We start from the raw sequence: 12,324 nt of genomic DNA, 5'->3' as shown, positions 1-12,324 counted from the left end.
CTGCAGGGGGGACCCTGTGGGAGAGTAGGACACCGCCGAACAATTTTTAGCCTCAACCCCTGGGTCCAGCCCGGGGGTTGAGGCATTTCTGCGTTTAGGCTGCATCCATGCGCTACGACCTGGTGATCTTCGACAACGACGGCGTGCTCGTCGACAGTGAGCCGATATCCAACACGATCCTCGCCGCGTACCTCACCGAATTGGACCACCCCACCACGTACGAGGACTCGATCCGCGACTACATGGGTTCGGCCATGCACCGCATTCACGACCTCGTCATGGAGCGGCACGGAAAGCGGCTCCCCGAGGGTTTCGACGAGGTCTTCCACGCCCGGGTCTTCGAGGCCTTCCGGCGCGAACTGCAGCCCGTCGCCGGTGTCGACGAGGTGCTGGAGAAGCTCGCTGCGGACGATGTGCCGTACTGCGTCGCCTCGTCCGGGAGCCATGAGCGTATCCGCGTCACGCTGCGCACGACGGGCCTCTACGACCGCTTCGGCGAAGGCCGTATCTTCAGCTCGCAGGACGTGGGCCGCGGAAAGCCGGCTCCCGATCTGTTTCTCCACGCCGCGGCCGCCATGGGTGTGGTGCCCGAGCGGTGCGCGGTCGTCGAGGACAGTCCGCTCGGGGTCCGGGCGGCTCTGGCGGCGGGCATGGACGTGTACGGCTTCACCGCCATGACTCCGTCCACCGCGCTCGCGTCTTCCACCGCGTGCTTCGCCGGCATGAGGGAGCTTCTGCCCCTCCTCGCCGGGGATGTCCTCGCCTGAGACACCGCTCTTCCGGAACACGGCCCGCCTGAGACGCCCTCGTCTGAGGCGACCCGTCCGGTTGATTCGGGACGTGACGGCGTCTACCCAGCGGTAGCTCCGGGTCGTACGCTCCACGGCCATGGACGCAAAGCTGCGGCACGGCCGGGCCTCGCTGACGGTCAGCTTCTTCGTGCAGGGCGTCTGCTTCGCGCTGCTCGTGACGCGGATCCCGGCGATCCAGGACCGCTACCGGCTCAGCGACGCGTACTTGCCGGTCTTCCTCGCCGCGGTGCCGATCCTCGCCGGCGTCGGCAGCGTCCTCACCGAGCACCTGGTCAAGCGCGTACGTCCCAGCACGGTTCTCCGCTCGGTCCAGCCCGTCGTCTGCCTCGCGCTCCTCGGCGCGGGCGCCGGGACCGACCTGTGGCAACTGGCCACCGCGCTGGGGGTGTTCGGCCTCGCCGTCGGCGGCCTGGACGCATCCATGAACATGCTCGGCGTCAGCCTGCAGCGCACCTACGGGCGCAGCATCATGCTCGGCTTCCACGCCGCGTACAGCCTCGGCGGGATCCTCGGGGCCTCGCTCGCCTGGAGCGGAGCGCACTGGAAGTTGTCGCTGGCGGTGCTGTACGGGCCGGTGGTGGCGGTGCTCGTCCCGGTCGTGCTCGTCGCCGGCCGCTGGTACGTCGACCGGGCCCGGCCGGTGTCACCCGCTCCGGCCCCGCCACCGGTCCCGCAGGCCAATGGCGGCCGCAGGGCCGCGTCCGCCGGCGCCGGGTTGTCGATGACACTTCTGCTGCCGCTCTGCCTGGTCATGACCTGCGCGTACATCGGCGACTCGACGGTGGCGAACTGGAGCGCCAAGTACCTCCAGGACGTGCTGGGCAGCTCCGAGCAGCTCGCCACCGTCCCGTACAACGTCTACATGGTGACGACCCTGCTCGGGCGGTCCGTGGGGGACCGGGGCGTCCGTCGGTTCGGGGCGGTCGCCGTCGTGCGGGCGGGGACGGTGACCGCGGCGACCGGGTTCGCGGCCGTCGCGGTGGCGCCGGGTGCCTGGTGGGGGATGCTCGGCTTCACTCTGCTGGGCCTCGGCCTGTCCGTGATCGTCCCGCAGACCTTCGCCGCCGCCGGCCGCCTGTTCCCCGACTCCTCGGACGCCGCCGTCGCGCGTCTCAACATCTTCAACTACGTCGGCTTCCTCATCGGATCACCCCTTGTGGGCGGGCTGGGGGACCTGTGGGGCTATCGCGGCGCCATGCTCGTACCGATGGCCCTGGTGCTGGTGACACTCGTGTACGCCCGATCGTTCGGCGCTGAACCAACCCGATACGGTGGCGGACATGAGCGGCCGCGCACAGCTGATGTGGGACGAGGCAGTAACGGGCTATGACTTCGGGCCCGGACACCCCATGGATCCGGTGCGGCTGGCACTGACCATGCGCCTGGTGGAGGCGTTCGGCCTGGATCGCGCCGTGGACGTGGTGTCCGCCAAGGCTGCCGGGGACTCCACGCTGCGGCTCGTCCACCGCGCCGACTACATCGAGGCCGTACGGCGGGTGTCGGCCGATCCGAAGACCGCGGACGGCTCGTACGGGCTGGGCACCGAGGACGATCCCGCGTTCGCCGGGATGCACGAGGCGTCGGCGCTCATCGCCGGGCAGTCGGTGGGCGCGGCGGAGGCGGTCTGGCGCGGGGAGGCGCAGCACGCCGTGAACTTCGCGGGCGGGCTGCACCACGCCATGCCGGGCAGCGCCTCCGGCTTCTGCATCTACAACGACGCCGCGCTGGCCATCGCCCGGCTGCTGGAGCTCGGCGCGGAACGGGTCGCGTACCTGGACGTGGACGTGCACCACGGCGACGGGGTGCAGGCGGCCTTCTGGGACGACCCGCGGGTGCTGACGGTGTCGGTGCACGAGCATCCGCAGACGCTGTTCCCGCAGACCGGCTGGCCGGAGGAGACCGGAGGCCCGGGCGCGGAGGGCAGCGCGGTGAACGTGGCGCTGCCGGCCGGGACGGGTGACGAGGGCTGGCTGCGCGCCATCCATGCGGTGGTGCCGGAGCTCCTGGCCGCCTTCCGGCCACAGGTGCTGGTGACGCAGCACGGTGCCGATACGCACTTCGAGGACCCGCTCGCGCATCTGGCGGTGAGCCTGGACGCGCAGCGGGCGGTGGCGGAGTCGGTCCACGCGCTGGCCCACGAGCACGCCGAGGGGCGCTGGGTGGCCCTGGGCGGCGGCGGTTACGCGATCGTGGACGTGGTGCCGCGGTCGTGGACGCATCTGGTGGGGATCGCGGCGGAGCGGCCGGTGGAGCCCGAGTCCCTCGTACCGGAGGAATGGCGCCACCAGGTCTACGCCCGGACACGGCAGATGGCGCCGGGGCGGATGACGGACGGGCGCACGCCGGTGTGGCGGGACTGGGAGGAGTCGGGGTACGACCCGGCGGACCGGCTGGACCAGGCGATCCGTGCGACGCGGATGGCGGTCTATCCGGCGCACGGGCTGATGCCGTAGCGCTGGTTCCGTAGCGGGGACGCGGTACCGGCGGGGACGCACCGGCGGAGGTCGGCGTCCGAACGTCGTCCGCGTCGCAGGACGTACGCCGCAGATCGCATGCCGCACATCGCGTGCCGCGTGCCGCGTGCCGCACATCGCGCCAACTCCGGGCGATTTCCCGGCCGTACGCGGCTGCACTTGCAGCCCCCTCTCGTACAGAGGTCCATTCCGTGCCGCGGAATTACGCCGACCGTGGGTCGTACGGCCGATCCCGGCCCCGCCGGGCGTGCCATGGGCGAGCATCAGGACGTGCTGAGTGCTGGAGCGTTACGGGCGCACCTGATGGCGGCGCGGCTGGCGGGGAGCGTGACCACATCCCGCGAGGAGAGCCTGCGCAGTTACCGGCTCTTCGCCGCGGGGGACCCACGGGTGCTGCTCGGCCTTGAGCCCGAACGGCCATGGGACGAGTCCGGTCTGCTGCGGTTGATGGCCGATCGTTGTGGCGTGTCAGACGACCCGTGCCATGTAACGGGACCGGATGTGATCGATCCCGACCGCACGGTGTCCGCGCTCGATGCCTTCGCCGCCCGGCTCGGTGTCGTCGCGGCGGCGCGCGCGCCCGTTCTCCTCGGCACCGGACACCCCCATCGGCTCCTGGGTTTCTACGCCTCCTTGGCTGGTGCGCTGTCGGCGGCAGGATGTCCTGTCCTCACACCAGCGCATGGTCGATGTGTCGACATACCGACCCGGTTCGGCGTACGCACGTACCAGCTCGACTACGTACGGGGCGTCGCGTTCGTGCGCGAGCCGGACGCGCGCGGTGACGCCCCCGGCGGCGGTGCGCACAGCCACTCCCCGCTCCCGGTCCGGGCCGCCCTCGCCGCCGCGGCCGACGCCGACGCGCCCCTTCCGGCGCTCGTCGTCGGGGACCATGGATGGGTCTGCGGGGCAGGTCAGCTGGGGATCGAGGCGATCGGTCTCGCGGATACGGACGATCCCGCGCTCTTCGTCGGCGAGGCCGAGGGCCTGGTCTCGGTGACGGTCCCGCTCGATGACGCTGCGCGGTCCGATTACTACCGTCCGCTTACTCGCTATGTACTCAATCGAGCGTGTCTGTCACGGTAGGCGGTCGATGGCTGCTCCTCTTCCCCACTTGCATCACACGCCCCTACTCTGGGGAGAGAGCGCACAGGGACGAGAAGCCACCGGAGGGGAAGCCGGTGCCCGTCATGTGCGGAAGGTTCAGGTGTGTCATGGCTGCTGGCGAGAGGCCTCTGAACGAGGTTCAGTTCCTGACTGTGGCGGAAGTCGCCACGGTGATGCGCGTGTCCAAGATGACCGTGTACCGCTTGGTGCACAGCGGTCATCTGCCTGCTATCAGGGTGGGGAGGTCCTTCCGGGTTCCGGAGCAGGCGGTGCACGACTATCTCCGCGAGTCCTATGTGGGGGTGGAGACCGCCTGACGAAGACCCTCGGATTACGATCCTCACTCTGTGCCGGGTAGGCTGAGCCGCCGTAGGTAGTGTGGGCTCGGACGCCCCGCACCGAGTGATTCGAAGTGAGCGAGGGTAGTCGTGGGCTCTGTTATCAAGAAGCGGCGCAAGCGGATGGCGAAGAAGAAGCACCGCAAGCTGCTCAAGCGCACCCGCGTTCAGCGTCGCAACAAGAAGTGAGCGACAGCTGAGCGTGACACGACGCCCTCCCACCCGTTCGCCGGTGGGAGGGCGTCGTCGTCTTCCCGTGTCCCGCGTCCGGCTGGAAATGTAGCTCTATGCATCCTCAGGTCACCACAGTGCAACATCCACTCGATACGGTGACCGCGGAAGCAACAAACCCGAACGCCGTCGAAGTGCGGGAAGGAAGGCGCTGATCTTGGGCAAAGTCGTGCTCGTCACCGGTGTCGCGCGACAGCTCGGGGGCCGATTCGTACGGCGTATCCAGCGCGAACCGGACGTCGACCGGGTCATCGGGGTCGATGCCGTACGGCCCGAGCACCGGCTCGGTGGGGCCGTGTTCGTCCAGGCCGACATCCGGCAGCCGACGATCGCGAGGGTCCTCGCGGAGCACTCGGTGGACACCGTCGTTCACATGGATGTCACCGGCACTCCGCTCGGCACTCGCGGCAGCCGGGGCACCATCAAGGAAACCAACGTCATCGGCACCATGCAGCTCCTCGGTGCCTGCCAGAAGGCGCCGTCCGTCTCGCGGCTCGTGGTGAAGTCGACCACCAGCGTGTACGGCTCCGCGCCGCGCGATCCGGCCGTCTTCACCGAGTCGACGCCCCCCAAATCGCTGCCCAGCGGCGGCTTCGCCAAGGACGCCGTGGAAGTGGAGGGCTACGTCCGGGGCTTCGCGCGCCGGCGCCCCGATGTCGCCGTCTGCGTCCTGCGCTTCGCCAACATCCTCGGGCCACGCGCGGACACCCCGCTCGCCGACTACTTCTCCCTGCCCGTCCTGCCCACCGTCCTCGGCTACGACCCCCGGCTGCAGTTCGTGCACGAGGACGACGTGATGGAGGTGCTGCGGCTCGCCTCCTTCGACCCCCGTCGCGGCACGCTCAACAGCGGCACGTTCAACATCGCGGGAGACGGCGTACTGCTCCTCTCGCAGACTGCCAGACGGCTCGGCCGCCCCACCGTGCCCGTGCTGCTGCCGGCCGTCACCTGGGTCGGCCAGGCCCTGCGCTCGGTCGGTATGACGGACTTCTCGCCCGAGCAGATCCGGCTGCTCACCCACGGCAGGGTGGTGCAGACGACGCAGATGCGCGAGACCCTGGGGTTCCATCCCCGCTATACGACGGCGGAGACCTTCGCGGACTTCGCGCGCAGCCGCGGACCGGGACTGCTCCCGCCCGAGACCCTCGCCCGTACCGTCGACCGGCTCGCGGACCTCGTCTCCGCGACCCCCAGTGAGGAGCGCACCTGACATGGCCGATGCCAAGGTCATTCCCTTCGGCGAGGATCCGAGGTCGCGTCGCGGCGGCAAGGCGGGCAAGCCCAAGTCCAAGGTGAACGGGCGCAGGACGGGCCAGCTCTCGCCCGTACCGGAGCAAGCGCTCACGGACGGCGCGGAGGGCGCGGAGAAGGCCGGGACGGGGCCGGCGGCCCAGCGCGGGGCGGAGGCCGGGGAGGCCGCCGAGGGGCAGCGTGCGGGCGGCGGTTGGGACCGCAGACTGGCGCAGGGGCTGTCGTTCCTGCGGCGCCGGGTGACCGGGGACTACGAGGTCGACGACTTCGGCTACGACGAAGAGCTGACCGACCAGGTCCTGATGTCACTGCTGCGCCCGCTCTACGACAAGTACTTCCGTGTGGATGTGAAGGGCATCGAGAACATTCCGGATGCCGGCGGCGCGTTGATCGTCGCCAACCACTCCGGGACGCTGCCCATGGACGGCCTGATGCTCCAGGTCGCCGTGCACGACAACCACCCGGCGGACCGCCATCTGCGGCTGCTCGCGGCCGACCTGGTCTTCATGCTGCCCGTCGTCAACGAGCTGGCGCGCAAGGCCGGTCACACCCTCGCGTGCGCCGAGGACGCACAGCGGCTGCTGGAGCGCGGCGAGGTGGTCGGGGTGATGCCGGAGGGCTTCAAGGGCATCGGGAAGCCGTTCTCGGAGCGCTACAAGCTCCAGCGCTTCGGGCGGGGCGGGTTCGTCTCCACGGCGTTGCAGGCGCGGGTTCCGATCGTGCCGTGCTCGATCGTCGGGGCGGAGGAGATCTACCCGATGATCGGGAACGCGAAGACTCTCGCGCGTGTGCTGGGTTTCCCGTACTTCCCGATCACGCCGACGTTCCCGTGGCTCGGGCCGCTGGGTGCGGTGCCGCTGCCGACGAAGTGGACGATCCAGTTCGGGGAGCCGATCGCGACCGACGGTTTTCCGCTGGAGGCGGCCGAGGATCCCATGCTGATGTTCAACCTCACGGATCAGGTGCGCGAAACGATTCAGCACACGCTCTACAAGCTGCTGGTGCAGCGGCGTTCCGTGTTCTTCTGAGTGGCCGGGAGGGCGGTCTCGCCCCGCTCGGCACGACGAACGGCGCTCGGCCTCCTCACGATGCATGACGTGAGGAGGCCGAGCGCCGTGGTGCGACGAGCCTTGGTGCGGCCGCCCGAACATGGCGGCCGCGCGCGCCTATCTGTCGTCGTCCCCGTCGATGCCCAGGCCCGGGAGCAGGCCGGGGAGCAGCGGCGGGAGCGTGATGTCCGGCTTCGCCGAACCGCCTGCGCTGCCACTGCTGCTGCCGGGCAGCGTCGACGCGCTCCCCTTGGGCGGGTCGAGCAGATCGCCGGCGCCGCCGATCAACCGCTCGTCCAGGCGCTGCGATTCGCTGGGCCGCGGCGTGGTGCCCCCGCTGGCCCCTGGCTCTGACGAGGAGCCCGACGTGGACGGCGTCGAATCCTGCGACGCCTTCGCGTCGCCCGTCCCCGAGGAGTCCCCTGCCCTGCCGCGGGAGGGATCCGAGCTGCCGGGGGCGGCGGGCAGCAGCGACTTCAGCGGACCGACCTCGTCGTCTATGGCGTCGAAGACCGAGGTCACCCCGTCGCCCACATCGGTGAGTTGGACGGGGAGCCGGTCGCGCAGTTCGCTCCAGCTACGGCGGTTGGACGTCGAGAACGACTCCAGCGCCTGGATGGGGGCGAGCGAACCGTCGCGTGCGTACGCGGCGGAGAGCAGCCGGTGGCCCTCGGAAGCGTCGTGACGCATACCGGAGAGGGCCCGGCGGACCTCGCCGAGCGACTCGTGGTCGAGGTCGCCGGAGCGGCCCCGCTCCATGAGCCTGCGCGCCTCGTTCATCCGCGTGGACGCCTGGCCGAGGTAGATCTCACCGCGGTCGGACTCGTCGTCCGCCATGCCGCGCTTCAGATCCTCCATGCCGCGCTTCAGCCCGTAGAGCGAGTCACCGGGCAGCGCGTCGGAACTGGCTGCCGCGACACCGCTGAACGCCCCCGCCGCCACGCCGACCGTGAGCCCGCCCGCCGCGAGCCCCTGGGACCAGCGGGACCGTGGTTTGAGCTTGCTGAGCGACGTCGCCCGGTGGGCACCCCTCCGCCGCTGTTCCGGAACGCGCGGACCGTCGGACCCCGCCCCTTCGGAGAGCATGGCTTCCATGGCGGCGACCAACTGGGCTCGCTGGACGATCCTGACGTCGGGGTCAAGCTCCGGCTTCGGGATCCGGGCGAGTCTCCCCGCCACGGCCGGCAGTCTGTCCTGCTCGTCCGCCGCCGCCGGAGCACAGGTCTGCTCGGGCGTCCGGTCCTGGCTGGCCTGCCGCTCATCCAGGGCCTGGGCGAAGGCGTTCGCCCGCCGGTGCGCCGATACGTTCGCGATCACGGGCGGCACCTCCTCTCGTCATCACCTGCAACTCCCTGGCATGTATGGAAGGTTGCACACCTTGAGCGCAACCACTCTTTCGAGTGACGCATTCTGGACAGCATGCGACCACAGGGAGTCTGCACCCCGGACAACGAGCGGTGATGCAGCCGGGTTACGCAGTCACGATGATCCGACCGCTGGGTCATCTGGGGGTCACCGTATGTGTTGTCTTCTGTGGCGGCGTGTTCTGCGTTGGTGGGGGTTCTCGCCGGGGCGCCCGGGTCAGCGGGCGTCATCCGGCAGAAGCCGGGCCAGCGTGCGGACCGCCCGGTACTGGAGGGTCTTGATGGCACCCTCGTTCTTGCCCATGACCCGGGCCGTCTCGGCGACCGAAAGGCCCTGCAGGAAGCGCAGCGTGACGCATTCCTGCTGCTGTGGGTTGAGCTTGCGAACGGCTTCCAGCAGCGCCGCGTTGGAGAGCGACTCCAGGACGGAGTCCTCCGGGCTGCGCTCCACCTCATTGGCGTCCAGCATTTCGCCGGTCGTCACCTCGAGGCGGAAGCGGCTGGACTTGAAGTGGTCGGCGACCAGGTTGCGGGCGATCGTCACGAGCCAGGCCCCGAAGTCGCGGCCCTGCCAGGTGAACGTCCCGATACGGCGCAGAGCGCGCAGGAACGTCTCACTTGTGAGGTCCTCGGCGGTCGCCTTGCCGCCCACTCGGTAGTAGATGTACCGGTACACCGTGTCGGCGTACTGGTCGTAAAGGCGCCCGAAGGCTTCGGCCTCTCCGGCCTGGGCGCGTTCGACCAGGTCCATCATGCGGCGGCTGTCGCTGTCCGCGGCGGGACGGCGGGCGGTGGTTGCACCGCCGGCGCGCGATCGTCTCCCGACCGCTGCGGTGTTCTCGGCCAGGGCGTAGGCGGGGCCGGCAGGACCGGCAGGGACAGGCGCGGCGAAGGCAGGGACGGCGTACGCGGTGGGGACGATGCCGCGCATATGGTCGGCGACCGTTGCGCGGAGCGTAGCCAGGCCCGAGGCGTCAACCCCGACGTGTGGGTACACGGGACTCCCAGAGGCAGAGCTTCCATCACGTGCAGTGCGGAACCGTTCACCCGTCGTAGGGACGTGTGGGTACCGGTTTGCGTCTGAGGAGAATAACGCTTCGTACAGGCCGTGCTACGCCGAGTTGCTCAAATCGCCGGGTCGGAACGCTCTGTTATGAATTGGTGACCGATGCAATATCGAACATTCGATAGATAATGATCGGAATTTTGCTCGATTCGCCCGAGTGGCGCTCAAGTCGTGGCAGTCCAGGGGCATCAGGACTGGCAGGAGGCCTGTAGGGGTAAGTGGCCTGGATTGGCCGCACATCGCTTCGCGTGGTCCGATCCGATGCGGTACGCCACCCATGACGCGTCCAGGAACGATCCGGTTCCCGCGCGTTTCGCGCGCATCTCGTGCATCCCCCGCGGGTGCGCGTGTTGCGCGGCTCCTGGAACGGCTACCGGTGCCGCGCCGGTGCCGCCCGGGCGGCCGTCCCGTACGGACGGCGGTGCGCCCGATGCGCCGCGAAGGCTGTGATGTGGCCCGGATCACAGGGTGATTTGTGCGGTTGTCGCGCCCGTATCCCCGTGAGAGGTGGTCCCGCCCCGTGCCTCCCGTGCCGTGCCCCCGTGCCGCGGCGTGTCGAGCCGAAGGCACGCTCCTGCGCGGCCGTTGAGTCCCTAAGGGTCGGCGTAGGGCGTAAGGCGCCGTCGGCGGGCGCGGGGCAGTGGGAGAGGTGAGCGCGGGACCTGCGCAATGACGCGCCTCGTGAGCCGGTCCTCCGAAGGGCGACCCAACGTACGTCGGTGACGGGCCCTGGACCCCGGGGCGTCCGAAGCGCGACCGAACGTATGCCGCTGACGGGACCGGACCCCGGGACGTACAGAGCGCGCCCAGAGGGGCGGGAGTGCTGTGTCCGGCGTCGGCAGCGGCGACCCGGGGAGCCGGCCCTCCGCGGGGGCGCCCCGGCCCCGGGTGCGGACACCGGGGCCCGCGGGCGCCGCCACGCGTGAAGCCGCCACGCGTGAACCAGGGCGGCGAAACAGCCGCGGTGAACCAGTGCCGCGAACCCATCGCGGCGAACCAGGGGCCGCGAATCAACCGCGGCGAACTAGCGGCGGCGGCGCTGGAGTGCCACCGCGGCCGCCGCTCCGCCCGCCAGTGCCCCGACCCCGGCCGCGGCCGGGATGCCGACCTTCGCCGCCTTGCGGCCCGTCCTGTAGTCGCGCAGCCGCCAGCCGTGTTCGCGCGCGTGCTTGCGCAGCCTGCTGTCCGGGTTGATGGCGTACGGATGCCCGACGATCGACAGCATCGGGATGTCGTTTGCGGAGTCGCTGTACGCCGCGCAGCGCGACAGGGTCAGGCCTTCCGCCGCCGCCAGGGCTCGTACGGCCTCGGCCTTCGCCGGGCCGTGGAGGATCTCGCCGACCAGCCGGCCCGTGTAGATGCCGTCGACGGACTCGGCAACCGTGCCGAGGGCGCCGGTCAGGCCGAGTCGGCGAGCGATGATCGTCGCCGTCTCGACCGGGGCCGCGGTGACCAGCCAGACCTTCTGGCCCGCGTCGAGGTGGGCCTGGGCCAGGGCGCGGGTGCCCGGCCAGATGCGCTCGGCCATGTACTCGTCGTAGATGTCCTCGCCCATCTCCATGAGTTCGGAGACGCGGTGGCCCTTCACGATGGAGAGCGCGCTGTTGCGGGCGTCCTCCATGTGCGCCGGGTCCTCGACGCCCGCCATCCGGAACCACGCCTGCTGCCAGGCGAAGCGGGCGAGTTCGCGCTTGCGGAAGAACTTGCGCTTGTGCAGGCCGCGGCCGAAGTGGAAGAGCGCGGCGCCCTGCATCACGGTGTTGTCGAGGTCGAAGAAGGCGGCGGCGAGGGCGTCCCCGGCGACGGGGAACTCCGGCTCGGCCGACTCCTCGCCGGCTTCCATCTCGATCTCTTGCGAGGTCTTGCGGGCCGCTTCGGCGGCCGCCTCGCCGGCCAGCACACTGCGTGCGGTCGCGGGGCGCCTGCGGCGCGTGAGCCATCCCCATCCGAGGTGCATCGCGGAGGGACGCCAACCGGAACGGTGGTCGGGCGATGGGAGGGACATGACGTGAGCATAGCCAGCCCGACCCGTCAATCCGGAGTCGGGAGGATTCGGACGCGTGAACTTCCTCCGACGGATTTGTTACGGCGTACGGGCCGTTGTCCCGTCCCCGTCCCCCTCCGGCCGGTCGCGCGACCGCCTTTCGGGGGCGTGGAGTTCAGGTTCGACGTCGCGCCCGGTGGCAGTTCAACCGCTGGTCAGCGCCGTGCCGCCGGGGTGTCACCCGCCGCCCAGCGCCTTGCGCAGACGGTCCGGGTCCACGCGCCAGAAGTCGTGCTGGGCGCCGTCGATGAGGACGACGGGAATCTGCTCCCAGTAGCGGCGGTGCAACTCGGAGTCCTGAGTGATGTCCCTCTCCTCCCAGGATGCACCCAGTTCGTCGCAGACCGTGACGATCACTTCCCGTGCCTCATCGCAGAGATGGCAGCCTGGCTTGCCGATCAGCGTCACGGTGCTGTCGGCGGGGTTCTTGCGGGGTTTGCGGCGCAGCAGCGGGCTCATGGCTCCGGAACTCCGGTGGTGGGTGCCGCCCTTCGCCGCGGTGGGCACGGGGTTCAGGGGGCGTGGGGCGAAAAGGGTGGCGACGAGCGGGGGCGTTTCGGCGGGATCGGGGGCACAGTCGTAGGGAGA

Annotated in this window: 12 protein-coding genes; 8 read left to right on the top strand and 4 right to left on the bottom strand. The window is 70.2% G+C overall.

The genetic code is table 11. The features are described 5' to 3' along the window. Positions 1-107: 107 nt before the first annotated feature. The 8 genes from ACGFNH_RS23965 to ACGFNH_RS23930 all read left to right on the top strand — a co-directional run bounded on the left by ACGFNH_RS23965 (position 108) and on the right by ACGFNH_RS23930 (position 7,241). Positions 108-767, top strand: a complete 660-nt coding sequence (locus tag ACGFNH_RS23965; protein WP_393656855.1) for an HAD family hydrolase — start codon at positions 108-110, stop codon at positions 765-767. Between the two features lie 121 nt (positions 768-888). Then, on the top strand, positions 889-2,142 hold the full coding sequence (locus ACGFNH_RS23960; RefSeq protein ID WP_393656853.1) for an MFS transporter: 1,254 nt from the start codon (positions 889-891) through the stop codon (positions 2,140-2,142). Then, positions 2,093-3,265, top strand: coding sequence for an acetoin utilization protein AcuC (locus tag ACGFNH_RS23955; RefSeq protein ID WP_393656851.1), 1,173 nt, complete (start codon positions 2,093-2,095; stop codon positions 3,263-3,265). The genes ACGFNH_RS23960 and ACGFNH_RS23955 overlap by 50 nt, the downstream gene beginning before the upstream one ends. A gap of 291 nt (positions 3,266-3,556) precedes the next feature. Continuing rightward, entirely contained in the window at positions 3,557-4,372 is an 816-nt protein-coding gene (locus ACGFNH_RS23950) for a phosphatase (RefSeq protein WP_393656849.1), read from the top strand. Positions 4,373-4,500: 128 nt separating this feature from the next. Further along, positions 4,501-4,710: a helix-turn-helix domain-containing protein gene (locus ACGFNH_RS23945; RefSeq protein ID WP_351507891.1), complete on the top strand. Its 210-nt coding sequence runs from the start codon at positions 4,501-4,503 to the stop codon at positions 4,708-4,710. 111 nt (positions 4,711-4,821) lie between these two features. After that, positions 4,822-4,920, top strand: coding sequence for a 30S ribosomal protein bS22 (locus tag ACGFNH_RS23940; RefSeq protein WP_003948845.1), 99 nt, complete (start codon positions 4,822-4,824; stop codon positions 4,918-4,920). A gap of 199 nt (positions 4,921-5,119) precedes the next feature. Beyond that, a complete protein-coding gene (locus tag ACGFNH_RS23935) occupies positions 5,120-6,172 on the top strand; it encodes an NAD-dependent epimerase/dehydratase family protein (protein ID WP_393656847.1) in 1,053 nt (350 codons plus the stop codon). Between the two features lies 1 nt (position 6,173). Continuing rightward, positions 6,174-7,241, top strand: a complete 1,068-nt coding sequence (locus ACGFNH_RS23930; protein WP_393656845.1) for a lysophospholipid acyltransferase family protein — start codon at positions 6,174-6,176, stop codon at positions 7,239-7,241. Positions 7,242-7,379: 138 nt separating this feature from the next. Here ACGFNH_RS23930 and ACGFNH_RS23925 read toward each other — a convergent pair whose 3' ends face one another. The 4 genes from ACGFNH_RS23925 to ACGFNH_RS23910 all read right to left on the bottom strand — a co-directional run bounded on the left by ACGFNH_RS23925 (position 7,380) and on the right by ACGFNH_RS23910 (position 12,195). Further along, the gene (locus tag ACGFNH_RS23925) at positions 7,380-8,579 is read right to left on the bottom strand and encodes a DUF5667 domain-containing protein (RefSeq protein WP_393656843.1); all 1,200 of its coding nucleotides are present in this window, start codon (positions 8,577-8,579) and stop codon (positions 7,380-7,382) included. 264 nt (positions 8,580-8,843) lie between these two features. After that, on the bottom strand, positions 8,844-9,623 hold the full coding sequence (locus ACGFNH_RS23920) for an ECF subfamily RNA polymerase sigma factor, BldN family (RefSeq protein WP_393656841.1): 780 nt from the start codon (positions 9,621-9,623) through the stop codon (positions 8,844-8,846). A gap of 1,093 nt (positions 9,624-10,716) precedes the next feature. Beyond that, positions 10,717-11,649 carry an HAD family hydrolase gene (locus ACGFNH_RS23915; RefSeq protein ID WP_393656904.1) on the bottom strand — a complete coding sequence of 311 codons (933 nt, stop codon included), beginning with the start codon at positions 11,647-11,649 and terminating at the stop codon, positions 10,717-10,719. A gap of 264 nt (positions 11,650-11,913) precedes the next feature. Continuing rightward, the gene (locus ACGFNH_RS23910) at positions 11,914-12,195 is read right to left on the bottom strand and encodes a glutaredoxin family protein (protein ID WP_393656902.1); all 282 of its coding nucleotides are present in this window, start codon (positions 12,193-12,195) and stop codon (positions 11,914-11,916) included. Between the last annotated feature and the right edge of the window lie 129 nt (positions 12,196-12,324).

This window comes from Streptomyces sp. NPDC048639 (genome assembly GCF_043199075.1).
Taxonomy (GTDB): Bacteria; Actinomycetota; Actinomycetes; order Streptomycetales; family Streptomycetaceae; genus Streptomyces.
The sequence above is the reverse complement of the archived record's forward strand: the minus strand, read 5'-3'. Positions and strand labels throughout refer to the sequence as shown.

What these genes read in the sequence shown, in the direction of transcription:
- ACGFNH_RS23915 (WP_393656904.1), bottom strand. Translation starts at nt 11,649, where the DNA reads ATGCACCTCGGATGGGGATGGCTCACGCGCCGCAGGCGCCCCGCGACC.
- ACGFNH_RS23910 (WP_393656902.1), bottom strand. Translation starts at nt 12,195, where the DNA reads ATGAGCCCGCTGCTGCGCCGCAAACCCCGCAAGAACCCCGCCGACAGC.
- ACGFNH_RS23945 (WP_351507891.1), top strand. Translation starts at nt 4,501, where the DNA reads ATGGCTGCTGGCGAGAGGCCTCTGAACGAGGTTCAGTTCCTGACTGTG.
- ACGFNH_RS23955 (WP_393656851.1), top strand. Translation starts at nt 2,093, where the DNA reads ATGAGCGGCCGCGCACAGCTGATGTGGGACGAGGCAGTAACGGGCTAT.
- ACGFNH_RS23965 (WP_393656855.1), top strand. Translation starts at nt 108, where the DNA reads ATGCGCTACGACCTGGTGATCTTCGACAACGACGGCGTGCTCGTCGAC.
- ACGFNH_RS23960 (WP_393656853.1), top strand. Translation starts at nt 889, where the DNA reads ATGGACGCAAAGCTGCGGCACGGCCGGGCCTCGCTGACGGTCAGCTTC.
- ACGFNH_RS23930 (WP_393656845.1), top strand. Translation starts at nt 6,174, where the DNA reads ATGGCCGATGCCAAGGTCATTCCCTTCGGCGAGGATCCGAGGTCGCGT.